The sequence below is a fragment of the Serratia sp. CoH_122_TC_1 genome (genome assembly GCF_058191755.1).
In genome coordinates, this window is record NZ_JBXWLA010000005.1 from 243,289 (window position 1) to 258,286 (window position 14,998).

Sequence of the window (14,998 nt, forward strand, 5' to 3'; positions counted from 1 at the left end):
GGAGGAATCATGGCGTTAACCAAACAACAGGTGGTCGATTGGCTAATGCGCTGCGGTGAGGTATTTACCCAGCAGCGCGATTTTTTAACCCAGTTAGATACCGAAATCGGCGATGCCGACCACGGGCTGAACATGAATCGTGGCTTCAATAAGGTCGTGGAGAAATTGCCTTCGGTCGCGGACAAAGACATTGGTTTTATCCTGAAAAACACCGGCATGACGCTGTTGTCCAGTGTCGGTGGTGCCAGTGGCCCACTGTTTGGCACATTCTTTATTCGGGCGGCGCAGGCGGCGAACGCCAAACAGAGCCTGGATTTGGCTGAGCTGCATCAAATGGTGCAGGAAGGCGTTGATGGCGTGGTGATGCGTGGCAAGGCAGAGCCGGGTGATAAAACCATGTGTGACGCTTGGTGGGCTGTCGTTGAAAGCCTCGGCCAGTCAGCGCAACAGCAGCTGAGCGTGGCGGAAGCTTTGCAACGTGCCGGCGAACGGGCAGAACAGGCGGTCGAAAGTACGATCACCATGCAGGCGCGGAAAGGGCGAGCCAGCTATCTGGGTGAGCGCAGTATCGGTCATCAGGATCCGGGGGCGACGTCCGTAATGTTGATGATGAAAACGCTGGCAGAGGTCGCGGGTCAATAGCAGGAGGCGAGATGATCAATATCGTTGTAGTTTCACACAGTGCGCAATTGGCGCGCGGCGTTGAGGAGCTGTCGTTGCAGATGATGCGCGGCGAGGGTTGCAAACTGGTGTTGGCGGCGGGTGTCGATGATGTGGATAACCCGATAGGTACGGATGCGATCAAAGTGATGGAAGCGATCGAGTCAGTGGCCGACGGCGTGGGCATTGTGGTGCTGATGGATTTGGGCAGCGCATTGCTGAGCGCTGAAACTGCAATTGATCTGTTGGATCCGGCTTTGGCCGCTAAAGTCAGGCTGTGTTCGGCACCGCTGGTTGAAGGCACATTGGCGGCCGTGGTCGCCGCTAATGCCGGTGCGGGGTTAGAACAGGTACTGGCTGAAGCACAGGGGGCGTTACAGGCCAAACAGGCGCAGTTAGGCGAAGCAGCAGCGCCGGCCACCTCAAAGGTTGAAGTACCGTTGATCCAGGGAAAACGTGTGAGTTGGACGGTGCAGAACCCGCATGGGCTGCATGCGCGCCCAGCGGCACGGTTGGCGGAAGTACTGGCACCTTTTGATGCAGAACTGGTGTTGGAAAAGCAAGGCCAGTATGCCAACCCGCGTAGCCTTAACCAACTGGCACTTTTGCAGGTTCGCCATGGTGACACCATCCAACTGATTGCAGATGGAGTGCAGGCCGAACAGGCGCTGGCGGCGTTTCGAGCATTGGCAGAGCAGCACTTTGGCGAAACGGTTTCTGAGCAGAGCCTGCCTTCGTTACACGGCATTCCGGTGGCGGAAAGCGTAACCAGCGGGCCAGTATGGCAGGCCTACAGTTTCTGGCCAAAGGTTGTTGAACGCCAGATTGGTGCCGACGACGTACTGAATGAACAACAGCGGTTACGGCAGGCGCTACAGCATACGTTGAGTGATCTGAATCGGTTGGCGGAACGTACCGGCTCATTAATTGGTAAACCGCAGGCGGCGATTTTTGGTGCGCACAGCATGCTGCTGGACGATCCGGATCTGCAGCAGGCGGCCTACAGCCGTATTGCCCGCCAGCAATGCAGCGCCGAGCAGGCCTGGCAGCAGGAAATGGACGCAATAGCCGAGGAATACCGTGCGCTGGACGACGAGTATATGCGGGCGCGTGAGTTGGATGTTCGCGATATGCTGCGCCGCACCCTGAGCCATCTGCAGCAGCAGCCATTGCCGCAGATTACACTCACAGCCCCGGCAATTCTGGTGATGGACGAACTGATGCCGTCTGACGTGGTCATGCTCGATCGTCGTTTAGTGCTTGGCATCTGCCTGAGTGGTGGCAATGCGCTGTCACACAGCGCGATCCTCGCCAAGGCGATGGGTATACCGATGGTGGTGGGTATGAACGACTGTATGAGTAAAACCCGTAACGGCCAGAAAGCGATGCTGGATGCAGCACGCGGTGTGCTGCAACTCAGCCACTGAGTGGGCGTTCAGGCACGCAGCTTAAACTGGCGGATATCAATCTGATATTGTTTGATTTTTCGCCACAGTGTGGTGCGGCCGATCCCCAGTAGCTGCGCCATCTCGTTCAATTGCCCGCGGCTGATTTTAGCCGCGCGGATAATCGCCTGGCGTTCCATTTCCGCCAGCGTTAACAGCGGCATACCCGGTTGTGGTTCACTTTCTAACAAAGGTTGGTGGCTCAGCAGGTGATCGGGTAAATCCGCCAATTGAAGGTGGTGGCCGTGGCACATCATCGCCGTGCGTTCGACGATGCCTTTCAACTCCAGATCGTTCCCGGGCCACAAATACAGCCCAAGCTGGGCCATGACTTCATCATCCACCCGGAAGCGACACTGGAAATGTTGCTCCAGCGTGCGCAAATGGTGCTTTACCAGCAGTGGAATGTCGCTAAGCCGTTGGCGCAGTGCGGGGATCTGGATCTCAAACGCCTGCAGGCTGTAAAACAGTTGGCGGCGAAAGCGGTTCTGCTGCACCAGCAACGGGAGATTAGCTGCACTGCTGGCGATCACCCGTACATCAACCGGGATCACGCGGTTAGAGTTGAGCCGCATCACCACGCCAGTCTTCAGCACCTGTAGCAGAGCCGACTGCATTTCTGCCGGCAGATACTCTATCTGCTCCAGGTACAGCGTGCCGCCATTGGCAAGTTCAAACTTACTCAGTTGGCCCGCTTCTTCTTCGTTGGCATCGCTACCCAGCAGTTCGCGAAGCCCTTGTGCTTCCGGCAATAACTGGCAGTTGATGGCGATATAAGGCCCGGCGGCGCGCTCGCTGGCATTGTGGATTGCCTGACTGAGCAGCTCCTTGCCGACACCTTCCTCGCCGCACAGCAAGATGGGATGCTGGCCTTTTGCCGCTTGTTGGCCATAACGAATCAACCGGCGCATCTCCAATGAGGCGGAAGGCATCTGTTCAAAACTGTGGCTGACGCGCCCCAATTGGCTGCTGACATACTGGTGCAGCCGTTCAATGGGGTGCAACAGGGCGATAAAGCTACAGCGCTCGCCGTCGAAGATCGGCTTTAGCGTTAATAGCGCGGCGATAAACTGCCGCTGGCTTTCGAAGGTCACTTCAACATGTTGCAGTGGCTGACGCTGGGCAATGGCCCGATTGAGTAGGGCGGGTAGCGTGAGTAACTGTGTCAGTGGTTTGCCTTGGCTGTGCTGTTCGTCGAGCTTCAGCAGCGTTGCGGCACGCTGATTGATGTATTGCAGGTAGCCACGATGATCCCAGGCCATGACGCCGTCATCCACCCCATCGAGCAGACCGTAAAGCTGGTTCAGATGGCGGTTGGACTCTGCCAGCAGGCTGTCCGCATTCAGTGAATTGCCGATCTCGCGTGCCAGTGCCAGCGTCAGGGAAAGATCGCCGGCGGCACAGTCGTCCAGCAGGCAGCCCAGCGAAATGGAACCGCGCTGACGGCCGCTGTTGTCATAAACCGGCGTGGCGCAGAAGGACCAGTCGTGCAGCGCCTGGCGCACATGTTCGCTGCCTCGCACCTGGACCGGATGCCCCTCCGCCGCCGCCAGGGACGGCGCATTGGTGCCTATATCCCCTTCGGCCCAATAGGCGCCGGGGGTGAAACCCAATAGCTGCAAACGCTCGCGCGTCAGGGGATCGCCGCACAGCCATAACATGCAGCCGCTTTCGTCGAGGATCATCAGCAAGCAGCGGCGCTGTTCCATGTATTCGCAGGCGTCTTCCAGCGCCGCCTGGCCGAGCGTTAGCAGATCATTCTTACGCTGACAGATGGAGTTGAAAGTGGCACCGAGCGCACAGTGCGGCGCTTTCCAGACCGCCGGTTGCATCAGGCTGCGGCAACGCAGCCAGGACGCATAAATGGTGGGGGCAGGGCGTTGTGCCGCAGGCAGTTCACCTTCTATCAGGCGTTGCCAACGCGAAGTGTTATCCATCTGATCCCGTTTATTTTGGGTATAAAGCCATCGCATAATGATACCACCACCGGGTGGGGGGCGGGCTGTGAGACGGCTGGCAGAAGCAGTGACAAAACAAAAAAAAACGGAGTGCGGCAAAGGCCGAACTCCGTTTTCAGCGTCGTGCGCGTATTAATTGCGGAATGGGTTACCGCTATTGCGTACTGGCTGGGTCGTGGTGCTTGCTGCTGGCGCAGAGGCGCGGGTGGCCGCAACCGGTGCTGCCGTTTGTGGCGCAGGTGCGTTGCCGTTATAGCCTTCGGCGTAAGCGTCCTGTGCGGTGGTCTGTGGCGCGACCACGTCTTGCGACGTAGAAATTGGCTTGCCCAGTGCACCGTTCAGCAGCATCAGGTCGTTCTCGTTCAAGGTACCGAGTGCAGACTTGATGTTCAATTGGTTGATCAGGTAGGTATAACGCGCGCTGGAAAGCTGCTGCTTGGCGTTATACAGCGTACTGGTTGCGTCCAGCACGTCAACGATGGTACGGGTGCCCACCTGATAACCGGCTTCGGTTGCGTCCAATGAACTTTGCGCAGAAACAACGGCCTGTTGGTATGCGTTGATGCTGCTGATAGACGCGTTCACGTTATTGAACGAAGAACGGACTGTCTGCACGACGCTGCGGTGCGCGCTTTCCAGTTGTTCACTGGCACCGACGAAGTTGTACTGCGCCTGTTGCACCTGTGAGTTGGTTTGGCCGCCGCTATACAGTGGCAAGCTCAGCGATACGCCAATTTGGTTTTGACCTGCGTTAGAGTCGCTGTAGCGTTCGTTGTTGTGGGTCACCGAACCATTGTATTGGGTATTGGTAATACCGGTTGATGCGTTCAGGTTCACCGTTGGCATGTAGCCAGTTTGCGCCGAGCGGATTTGCTCACGCGCCAGATCCTGGCTCAGACGGGCTGAGAGCAGGCTCAGGTTGCGGCTTTCGGCTTCTTTAAGCAGGTTGTTGACGGCTTCCGGGCGCTTGGTATTAAAGGACGCGGTATTCAGCGATGCCAGTTCCGGATAGAAAGTGCCGGTCACCTGGCGCAGGGATTCCAGCGCGTTATCCAGGTTGTTACGGGCGGTCACTTCTGCCGCCAACACGGTGTCGTAGGATGAACGGGCGTTCTGCACGTCGGTGATCGCTACCAGACCCACGTTAAAGCGTTGAGTGGTCTGATCCAGGGTACGATAAACCGCTTGTTTATTCGCCTGGGTATAAGACAGCGTATCAATGGCGCTCAACACGTTAAAATAAGCCGTAGCGGTGTTGAGGATCAGCGTTTGCGCGGCGGTTTGAAAAGTCACGTCGGAAATCCCGGCGGTTTTTTCCTGCAGCGTCAGCGCGCGCCATTTGGACATGTCGAAAATAGTCTGGGTCAGGGCCAGCGAGCCGTTGGCTACATTACTGTTGACGCCATTGCTGTCACGATAGCCATTATTGTAATTGTAACCGGCACTCAAACCCAACTGCGGCAGCAGCGGGCTGCGCGCTTCATTGATTTTTTCGAATGCGGCGTCACGGTCAGCGGCGGTTTTGCGCAGATCCGGGTTACTTTCCCTAGCCTGTTTGTAGACCTGCAGCAGGTTCTCTGCCTGGCTCATTGCACTGAAGCCGCCCAGGCTCAGTCCGATAAGAAGGGGGAGCAGTTTCTTCATTTGCATTCCTTGTTGTGCAGCAATATTGCTATGTTAGCGCTGACGATAGACGAAATAGTTGCCGATTCTAGCAGAGTCTCTTGTACGCCTCAGGTGGCTGAATGTGCCATCTTGCGTAACTTTTACCTTTCAGGGCGCCTGTTTACCTTAGTTCAACTGGCTGCGCACGTCACACCTGATATCATGGCTCACAATCTAACATAAAGCCGCGGAAGATTATCCCGCCGTTTCTGTCATCAAAACTGTTTATTTTATCGGCATACTCATGCAGGAGAATTCGCTTATGAGCCACTCACAGCCATCGCCCGTTACTCTCGATAAAAATGATGTAGAAATTATTGCACGTGAGACGCTTTATCGTGGTTTTTTTTCACTCAATTTATATCGCTTTCGCCACCGCTTGTTCAACGGTGAAATGAGCCCTGAGATTAAGCGCGAAATTTTCGAGCGTGGGCATGCGGCGGTGTTGCTGCCTTACGACCCGGTACGCGACGAAGTGGTGCTGATTGAACAACTGCGGATCGCTGCGGTCGATACCAGTAGTTCGCCCTGGCTACTGGAAATGGTGGCGGGTATGATCGAAACCGGTGAGAGTGTCGAAGACGTCTGCCGCCGCGAGGCGCAAGAAGAAGCCGGCGTTGTGGTTGGACGTTGTAAGCCCGTCTTGAGCTACCTGGCCAGCCCTGGCGGCACCAGTGAACGTCTGTCGATCATGGTGGGTGAGGTGGACGCTACCACAGCGGAAGGTATCCATGGACTGGAAGAGGAACATGAAGATATCCGTGTCCATGTGGTTAGCCGCGAACAGGCTTACCGCTGGGTTGAAGAGGGCGCGATTGATAATGCGGCATCAGTGATTGCTTTGCAGTGGCTGGCGTTGCACCATGAATCGTTAAGAAAAGAGTGGGCTAACTAATGAAACAGCGCTATACCCCTGATTTCCCCGAGATGATGAGAGTGTGCGAAACCAACTTCGCGCAATTGCGCCGCTTGCTGCCGCGCAATGATGAAGTGGGTGAAACGGTGACTTATCAGGTGAACGGCGCCAGTTATCGTCTGACTATTGTTGAATCCACGCGCTATACCTCGCTGGTGCAGATTGAGCAGACCGCACCGGCGGTAAGCTATTGGAGCCTGCCTGCGATGACGGTAAGGCTCTATCATGATGCGATGGTTGCGGAAGTGTGTTCAAGTCAGCAGATCTATCGCTTTAAAGCACGTTATGATTATCCCAACAAAAAGTTGCATCAACGCGACGAAAAGCATCAAATTAACCAGTTTCTTGCTGATTGGTTGCGCTACTGTTTGGCGCATGGAGCGATGGCGGTTCCGGTTTGTTAGACAGACTGAGATAACAAAGGACACCATTTGGAAAGCCTGTTTAAACCGACCGTGGCAAGTGGGGCCAGGGTCAGGATTCTACAAATAACAGATACCCACCTTTTTGCCGGCGAAAATGAGACGTTGCTCGGCATCAATACCTATCGTAGCTATCATGCGGTATTGGACGCTATCAAGGCGCAACAGCGTGATTTTGATCTGATCGTCGCCACCGGTGACTTGGCGCAGGATCATTCATTGGCTGCCTACCGGCATTTTGCTGAAGGTATTGCACGATTGCCGGCGCCTTGCGTTTGGCTCCCGGGTAACCATGATTTTCAGCCAGCGATGGTCGACGCGCTGGCCGCCGCGGGCATTGCCCCGTCAAAACACGTACTGGTGGGCGATCACTGGCAGGTGTTGTTGCTGGACAGCCAGGTATTCGGTGTACCGCACGGTGAACTGAGTGAATACCAGCTCGAATGGATGGAGCGCTGTCTTCAGGCCTACCCCGATCGCTATACTTTGATGCTGTTGCACCATCATCCGCTGCCTTCCGGCTGCACCTGGCTTGATCAACACAGCCTGCGTAACCCGCATATGCTGGGGGCAGTATTGCTGCGTTACCCGAAAGTGAACACGCTGCTGTGTGGACATATTCACCAGGAGCTGGATCTGGAGTGGCAGGGGCGGCGTTTATTGGCGTCGCCGTCTACGTGCGTGCAATTCAAACCACATTGCACCAACTTTACTATCGACGACGTTTCGCCCGGCTGGCGCTACCTTGACTTGCTGCCCGATGGTTGCATCGAGACACAGGTTTTCCGGTTGGAAAACGACGATTTCCGCCCCGACATGGATTCGGATGGATATTGATGCCTTCTACATTGCTCTACCTGCACGGCTTTAACAGTTCACCGCTCTCGGCGAAGGCAACGTCCTTCAAGGCGTGGCTGGCTGAGCATCATCCGCATATTGAGATGTTGGTGCCGCAGTTGCCGGTTTTCCCGGCGGATGCCGCCGAGATGATCGAGAACATGGTGATGGAGCGTGCCGGGCAGACGATAGGCGTGGTCGGTTCTTCACTGGGAGGCTACTACGCGACCTGGCTTTCACAGTGTTTTTCACTGCCAGCGGTAGTGGTTAACCCTGCGGTGAAGCCGTTTGAGCTGTTGATTGACTACCTTGGCGAAAACGAGAACCCCTACACCGGTCAGCAATATGTGTTAGAGTCACGTCACGTTTACGATCTGAAAACGATGCAGATCGATCCCTTGGAGTCACCGGATTTAATCTGGTTACTGCAACAAACGGGCGATGAAATTCTCGATTATGGGCAAGCGGTCGCCTATTACACCGCGTGCCGACAGACGGTGGAGTCGGGTGGAAACCATGCCTTCGTCGGTTTCGAGCACTACTTCCCCCAGATTGTGGATTTTTTAGGGCTATAACCCGGCTGCGGTTTGAACCACGAAGGGAATCGAGCAGACGCTTCCGGCACCTTCCTTTAACCACGAAAAAATAATCAACGATGACTCAATCCAGCTATAACGCTGATGCCATTGAAGTACTCAGCGGTCTAGAACCAGTGCGCCGTCGTCCCGGCATGTATACCGACACGACGCGCCCCAATCACCTTGGTCAAGAGGTGATAGATAACAGTGTCGATGAAGCGTTGGCCGGTCACGCCAAGCGCATCGACGTGATTTTGCACGCCGATCAGTCACTGGAAGTGATCGACGATGGCCGCGGTATGCCGGTGGATATCCACCCTGAAGAAGGCGTGCCTGCGGTTGAGTTGATCATGTGTCGTCTGCATGCGGGGGGTAAATTCTCCAATAAGAACTATCAGTTTTCCGGCGGCCTGCACGGCGTAGGGATCTCTGTGGTTAATGCCCTGTCGAAGCGGGTGGAAGTTAACGTCAAGCGTGACGGCAACGTCTACAGCATTGCCTTTGAAAACGGCGATAAAGTGCAGGAATTGGCGGTGACGGGCAGCTGCGGCAAGCGCAATACCGGTACCAGCATCCATTTCTGGCCTGACGAACAGTTCTTCGACAGCCCTCGTTTCTCGGTATCGCGCCTCAGCCACTTGCTGAAAGCCAAAGCGGTGTTGTGCCCTGGGGTCGAAATCTATTTCATCGACAAGGTGAACAACACCGAGCAACGCTGGTGCTATCAGGACGGCCTGACCGACTACCTGATGGAAGCCGTCAACGGCCTGATCACGTTGCCGGAAGCGGCGTTCGTCGGTAACTTCTCCGGCGATACCGAAGCGGTAGACTGGGCGCTGTTGTGGCTACCGGAAGGCGGTGAGCTGTTAACCGAAAGCTACGTGAACCTGATCCCAACAATGCAAGGCGGCACCCACGTTAACGGCTTGCGTCAGGGCCTGCTTGACGCCATGCGCGAGTTCTGTGAGTTCCGTAATATCCTGCCGCGTGGCGTGAAACTGTCTGCTGAAGATATCTGGGATCGCTGCGCTTATGTGCTGTCGGTGAAGATGCAGGATCCGCAGTTTGCCGGGCAGACCAAAGAGCGTCTGTCTTCGCGTCAGTGTGCGGCATTCGTTTCCGGCGTAGTGAAAGACGCCTTCAGCCTATGGCTGAATCAGAATATCCAAGCGGCAGAACAGTTGGCTGAACTGGCTATTTCCAGCGCCCAACGCCGCCTGCGTGCCGCCAAGAAAGTGGTCCGTAAGAAGCTGACCAGCGGCCCGGCACTGCCGGGTAAACTGGCCGACTGTACTTCTCAAGATTTGAACATGACCGAATTGTTCCTGGTAGAAGGGGACTCGGCGGGCGGTTCAGCCAAGCAAGCGCGCGATCGCGAGTATCAGGCGATCATGCCGCTGAAAGGCAAAATCCTGAATACCTGGGAAGTCTCTTCGGACGAAGTGTTGGCCTCGCAGGAAGTACACGATATTTCCGTAGCGATCGGCATTGATCCCGACAGTGAAGACCTGAGCCAACTGCGTTACGGCAAGATCTGTATCCTGGCGGATGCGGACTCCGACGGTTTGCATATTGCTACATTGCTGTGTGCGTTGTTCGTGCGCCACTTCAGTTCGCTGGTCAAAGGCGGCCATGTGTATGTGGCTATGCCACCTCTGTACCGTATCGACCTTGGTAAAGAGGTGTTCTACGCGCTGGATGAAGAAGAAAAGGCGGGCGTGTTGGATCAGTTGAAACGCAAAAAGGGCAAGCCAAACGTTCAGCGCTTTAAAGGGCTGGGCGAGATGAACCCATTGCAGCTGCGTGAAACGACACTTGATCCTAATACCCGCCGACTGGTGCAATTGACGGTGGATGCGGATGACGTGGATCAAACGCTGGCGATGATGGACATGCTGTTGGCCAAGAAGCGTTCTGAAGACCGCCGTAACTGGCTGCAAGACAAAGGCGATATGGCAGAGCTCTCTGTCTGACCGACTGCCAGGCCCGGCACCTTGCCGGGCCTTCTTCCCGTAGGGGCGTTGCGTGTGGTGCCTGACCACTCAGGGCGGAATGCATGAAAATCACCCTCGAAGAATTATTGGCGTTTACCACGGTTGTCGACAGCGGCTCCATCACCGCCGCCGCCGAACAGCTCGGCCAAACCACCTCCGGTATCAGCCGGGCGCTCAGCCGGTTGGAAAAAAAACTCGAAACGACCCTTATGCGCCGCACCACGCGTCGCTTGGAATTGACTGAAGAAGGGCAAAACTTTCTCAGTCATGCGCGAGACATTATCCGCTCGGTGGAGAATGCGGAAGAACAGATGGCGCTACGCAGGCTGATCCCGGCCGGCAAGCTGCGAGTCAACGCCGCCGCACCCTTTATGGAGCACGTGATCGTGCCGTTGGTCGCAGGGTTTCGCCACAGTTTTCCGCAGATTGAGCTGGAGCTCAATACCGACAATCTGATTATCGACTTGCTCGAGAAACGTACCGATATTGCCATTCGTATTGGTGCCTTGAGAGATTCGACCATCCATGCACGTTTGTTGGGTACCAGCCGCTTACGCATTTTAGCCAGCCCAGACTATCTTGCCCGTAATGGCATCCCTGGCAGTGTCGAGGCGTTACGTGACCACTGCCTGCTCGGTTTCACGCAGCCGGAATCGCTCAATCTGTGGCCGCTGCGCTATCAGCAGGCACAGCATTTTGCCATTACACCGACAATATCCGCCTCCAGCGGTGAAACGCTGCGTCAGTTGGCCTTGCGTGGTGAAGGGATCGTGCAGTTGGCTGATTTTATGACGAGAGACGATCAACGTAACGGGCGGCTCGTGCCATTACTGGCATCGGAGACATTGGACGTGCGTCAGCCCATTAATGCGGTGTATTACCGCAATACCCAATTGGCAGCGCGTATTACCTGTTTTCTGGACTATGTCAGCGCGCATATTGATACGCAGACATTGTAGGGGCCGTCAGGCGGCCCCTGAAGGGCTTACAGTGCGTTACCCAGCACGTGAATGGTTACGCCCAACACGCTGTCTTTGATGGTGTCACGATGGCGATGCATGTGAGCGATATCCAGGTGTTTTTCCAGATGCGCCTGACTGGCCCACTTTTCCAGCATAAACACCGAATCTGGCGATAACTTCTGCCAAGGTGCCTGCGTGTGGCTGTCTACCATCGGCGTATATTCGCTACAACCGTCTTCCGCCAGCACTAAGGGGACCAGTTTCTCAATCGCTTTCAGCACGGTTTCACGGTGGCCGGGTTTGGTCTTGATTTCTGCAATTACGGTGATCATCACTACCTCATTGATTGACATGCATCATGCCAGTTAAGCAAAAATTTCTGTCAGATGCGCGCGATAACGTGCGATGTCGCTGTCGATATCCGGTTGTTTAATCACATCATTACAGATGAAGGTCGGCAGCGCTTCCATGCCCAGGAATTGATTGGCTTTATGGAAGTGCAGGTACACTCCGTCGACCCCGACGCCATGGAAAAACTGATCTGGGTCGGTAAAGGCTTCCAGTGGCGCGTTCCAGGTCAGGCTCAGCATGTATTTCTTGCCTTGGATCAGGCCGCCTGAGCCGTATTTCTTGCTGGTATCGGAGCGGGTGCGACCGTCGCTGGCGTACAGGCTACCGTGCCCTGCGGTGAACACTTCATCGATATATTTTTTCAAGATCCAGGGTTCGCCCATCCACCAACCCGGCATCTGGTAAATCACCACGTCTGCCCACAGGTATTTTTGCACTTCGGCGTCGATGTCGTAACCCTCATCGACGACGGTGACCTGTACCTCATGTTGTACATCGCGAAGGAAGCTTTCCGCAACGTCGCTCATGGTCTGGTTGAGTTCGCCATTAGAATGACCAAACTGTTTTTTCGCATTGATAATCAGGATATTGCTCATTTTTCACGGCACCTGTCAGAATGAAAATATGTGATGCTTTCCGCGCCAGAGGGGCGGGAAGCCTTTCGCTGATAGGGAGTGTAATTGTTAGCCGTGTAAGTAAAAATGGGATCCAGCGCACAACAGTGTTGACTCTGAGTCAACAAAGGCGCGTCAAATGACGGGATTTCGAATAAAACGAGCGGATGAGCGGGCTTTACCGGACGATTGCTGCGCCATCTGTGACAGCCACCCCGCTGATGAGTTACTATCGCGGACAGAATCAACCCTTTGTCGTCCAGGGATTGCCAAGCCACGGTCTGAGGATAATTGAGTAATGAGTGATCTGACTCATGACGGTGTAGAGCGTTTACCGCTGCACACGTTTACTGAAAACGCCTATCTGAACTATTCCATGTACGTCATCATGGATCGGGCGTTGCCGTACATTGGTGACGGTTTGAAGCCGGTACAACGGCGCATCATCTACGCCATGTCTGAGCTGGGGCTGAATAACAGCGCCAAATTCAAAAAGTCTGCCCGTACCGTGGGGGACGTGCTGGGTAAATACCATCCGCATGGCGACAGCGCCTGTTATGAGGCGATGGTGTTGATGGCCCAGCCGTTCTCTTATCGCTATCCGCTGGTCGACGGCCAAGGGAACTGGGGTGCACCGGATGACCCGAAATCCTTCGCCGCGATGCGTTATACCGAATCCCGTCTGTCCAAGTATGCGGAAGTGTTGTTGGCCGAATTGGGTCAAGGTACCGTTGACTGGGTACCGAACTTTGACGGCACCATGCAGGAGCCGAAGATGTTACCGGCTCGCCTGCCTAACATTCTGCTGAACGGCACTACCGGCATTGCCGTCGGTATGGCGACCGATATTCCACCGCATAACGTGCGTGAAGTGGCCGCCGCCGCGGTGGCATTGATCGACAAGCCGGGTGCTTCGCTTGAAGATTTGCTCGAGTTCGTACAGGGGCCGGACTTCCCAACGGAAGCCGAGATCATTACGCCGCGCGACGAAATCCGCAAAATTTATCAAAATGGCCGCGGCTCAGTTCGCATGCGCGCCGTTTGGAAGAAAGAAGACGGCAGTGCGGTAATCACCGCGTTGCCGCACCAGGTTTCCGGTGCCAAGGTATTGGAACAGATCGCCAGCCAAATGCGCGCCAAAAAGCTGCCAATGGTTGAAGACCTGCGTGACGAATCCGATCATGAAAATCCAACGCGGTTGGTGATTGTGCCGCGCTCCAACCGTATCGATCTGGAGCAGGTGATGAATCACCTGTTTGCCACGACCGATCTGGAGCGAAGCTACCGAATCAACATGAATATGATCGGCCTGGACAACCGCCCGCAAGTTAAAGGGTTGGTGGAAATCCTGACCGAATGGCTGGCGTTCCGCCGTGACACAGTGCGCCGCCGCTTGAACTACCGTCTGGAAAAAGTCCTGAAACGCCTGCATATCCTGGAAGGTTTGCTGGTGGCGTTCCTCAATATCGATGAAGTGATCCACATCATCCGCAGTGAGGACGAACCCAAGCCGGTGCTGATGCAGCGTTTTGGCATTTCTGATACGCAGGCAGAAGCCATTCTTGAACTGAAACTGCGTCACTTGGCGAAGTTGGAAGAGTTCAAGATCCGTGGTGAGCAGGATGAGTTAGCGAAAGAGCGCGATCAACTGCAGGCGTTACTGGCCTCCGAGCGCAAGCTGAATACTCTGATCAAAAAAGAGATCCAGGCAGATGCGCAGGCTTATGGCGACGATCGTCGCTCGCCGATTACCGAGCGTGCAGAAGCCAAGGCGATGAGCGAGCATGACTTCGTGCCGTCTGAGCCGGTGACCATTGTGCTGTCTGAAATGGGCTGGGTGCGTAGTGCCAAGGGCCATGATATCGATCCCAGTGGTCTGAGCTACAAGGCCGGTGACAGCTACCGCAGCGCGGCCCGCGGCAAGACCAACCAGCCGGTCGTGTTTATCGACTCCACAGGCCGCAGTTACGCGCTTGATCCGCTGACGTTGCCTTCGGCACGTGGTCAGGGCGAGCCATTGACCGGTAAGCTGACGCCACCGCCGGGGGCGACCATTGAGCAAGTGCTGATGGCGGCAGACGATCAGAAGCTGCTGATGGCGTCCGATGCCGGCTATGGCTTCGTCTGTACCTTCAACGATTTGGTGGCGCGTAACCGTGCCGGCAAAGCGATGATTACCCTGCCAGATAACGCCAAGGCGCTGGCACCGATGGAGATTCACGGTAACGACGACATGCTATTGTCGATCACCGCGGCAGGGCGCATGTTATTGTTCCCGGTTGCAGATCTGCCGCAGTTGTCGAAGGGCAAGGGCAACAAGATTGTCTCTATCCCATCAGCGCAGGCCGCATCGGGTGAAGACAAGTTAGCGTGGTTGTTCGTGCTGCCGCCGCAAACCTCTGTGACTCTGCATGTGGGCAAACGTAAGCTGACGTTGCGTCCGGAAGATTTGCAGAAATTCCGTGCGGAGCGCGGCCGTAAAGGTACCTCACTGCCACGCGGGCTGCAGCGAATCGATCGCGTAGAGATTGACGCGCCGGCGCGCGCCCCTACAGGTGACAGCGAAGAGTAAGCTCACTGCAGCAGGATAACAAAG

13 protein-coding genes are annotated in these 14,998 nt (G+C 55.5%); 9 read left to right on the top strand and 4 right to left on the bottom strand.

What is annotated here, in order from left to right; genetic code table 11:
* Positions 1-9: 9 nt before the first annotated feature.
* Entirely contained in the window at positions 10-642 is a 633-nt protein-coding gene (dhaL, locus tag AC2FC2_RS08740; protein WP_209637313.1) for a dihydroxyacetone kinase subunit DhaL, read from the top strand.
* A gap of 11 nt (positions 643-653) precedes the next feature.
* Positions 654-2,087 carry a dihydroxyacetone kinase phosphoryl donor subunit DhaM gene (dhaM, locus tag AC2FC2_RS08745; RefSeq protein WP_265555954.1) on the top strand — a complete coding sequence of 478 codons (1,434 nt, stop codon included), beginning with the start codon at positions 654-656 and terminating at the stop codon, positions 2,085-2,087.
* An 8-nt stretch (positions 2,088-2,095) separates the two neighbouring features.
* Here the strand turns inward: dhaM and dhaR are convergent, their stop codons facing one another.
* Complete coding sequence (gene dhaR / locus AC2FC2_RS08750; protein WP_490659081.1) at positions 2,096-4,042, bottom strand: dihydroxyacetone kinase operon transcriptional regulator DhaR; 1,947 nt, start codon at positions 4,040-4,042, stop codon at positions 2,096-2,098.
* A 153-nt stretch (positions 4,043-4,195) separates the two neighbouring features.
* Positions 4,196-5,707 (bottom strand): outer membrane channel protein TolC, encoded by a 1,512-nt coding sequence (tolC, locus tag AC2FC2_RS08755; protein WP_209637329.1) that lies wholly within the window; start codon positions 5,705-5,707, stop codon positions 4,196-4,198.
* 283 nt (positions 5,708-5,990) lie between these two features.
* On the opposite strand from tolC, the gene nudF reads away from it, so the two are divergent.
* The 6 genes from nudF to AC2FC2_RS08785 all read left to right on the top strand — a co-directional run bounded on the left by nudF (position 5,991) and on the right by AC2FC2_RS08785 (position 11,434).
* Positions 5,991-6,623: an ADP-ribose diphosphatase gene (nudF, locus tag AC2FC2_RS08760; protein ID WP_037416554.1), complete on the top strand. Its 633-nt coding sequence runs from the start codon at positions 5,991-5,993 to the stop codon at positions 6,621-6,623.
* Complete coding sequence (locus AC2FC2_RS08765) at positions 6,623-7,048, top strand: DUF1249 family protein (protein ID WP_209637331.1); 426 nt, start codon at positions 6,623-6,625, stop codon at positions 7,046-7,048. Before nudF ends, AC2FC2_RS08765 begins: the two co-directional genes overlap by 1 nt.
* A gap of 27 nt (positions 7,049-7,075) precedes the next feature.
* Positions 7,076-7,903: a 3',5'-cyclic-AMP phosphodiesterase gene (gene cpdA / locus AC2FC2_RS08770; protein WP_209637333.1), complete on the top strand. Its 828-nt coding sequence runs from the start codon at positions 7,076-7,078 to the stop codon at positions 7,901-7,903.
* Positions 7,903-8,478: an esterase YqiA gene (gene yqiA, locus AC2FC2_RS08775; RefSeq protein WP_209637335.1), complete on the top strand. Its 576-nt coding sequence runs from the start codon at positions 7,903-7,905 to the stop codon at positions 8,476-8,478. The genes cpdA and yqiA overlap by 1 nt, the downstream gene beginning before the upstream one ends.
* An 80-nt stretch (positions 8,479-8,558) precedes the next feature.
* On the top strand, positions 8,559-10,454 hold the full coding sequence (gene parE, locus AC2FC2_RS08780) for a DNA topoisomerase IV subunit B (protein ID WP_209637336.1): 1,896 nt from the start codon (positions 8,559-8,561) through the stop codon (positions 10,452-10,454).
* 83 nt (positions 10,455-10,537) lie between these two features.
* On the top strand, positions 10,538-11,434 hold the full coding sequence (locus tag AC2FC2_RS08785) for a LysR substrate-binding domain-containing protein (RefSeq protein ID WP_209637338.1): 897 nt from the start codon (positions 10,538-10,540) through the stop codon (positions 11,432-11,434).
* 26 nt (positions 11,435-11,460) lie between these two features.
* On the opposite strand, the gene AC2FC2_RS08790 is transcribed toward AC2FC2_RS08785, so the two are convergent.
* Together AC2FC2_RS08790 and AC2FC2_RS08795 are read right to left on the bottom strand one after the other, a co-directional pair.
* Positions 11,461-11,769: a putative quinol monooxygenase gene (locus AC2FC2_RS08790; RefSeq protein WP_209637631.1), complete on the bottom strand. Its 309-nt coding sequence runs from the start codon at positions 11,767-11,769 to the stop codon at positions 11,461-11,463.
* Positions 11,770-11,802: 33 nt separating this feature from the next.
* Entirely contained in the window at positions 11,803-12,384 is a 582-nt protein-coding gene (locus AC2FC2_RS08795; protein WP_490659082.1) for an NAD(P)H-dependent oxidoreductase, read from the bottom strand.
* A gap of 316 nt (positions 12,385-12,700) precedes the next feature.
* Between AC2FC2_RS08795 and parC the strand changes: the two genes are divergently transcribed.
* Positions 12,701-14,974 (top strand): DNA topoisomerase IV subunit A, encoded by a 2,274-nt coding sequence (gene parC / locus AC2FC2_RS08800; RefSeq protein WP_209637342.1) that lies wholly within the window; start codon positions 12,701-12,703, stop codon positions 14,972-14,974.
* Positions 14,975-14,998: the final 24 nt, after the last annotated feature.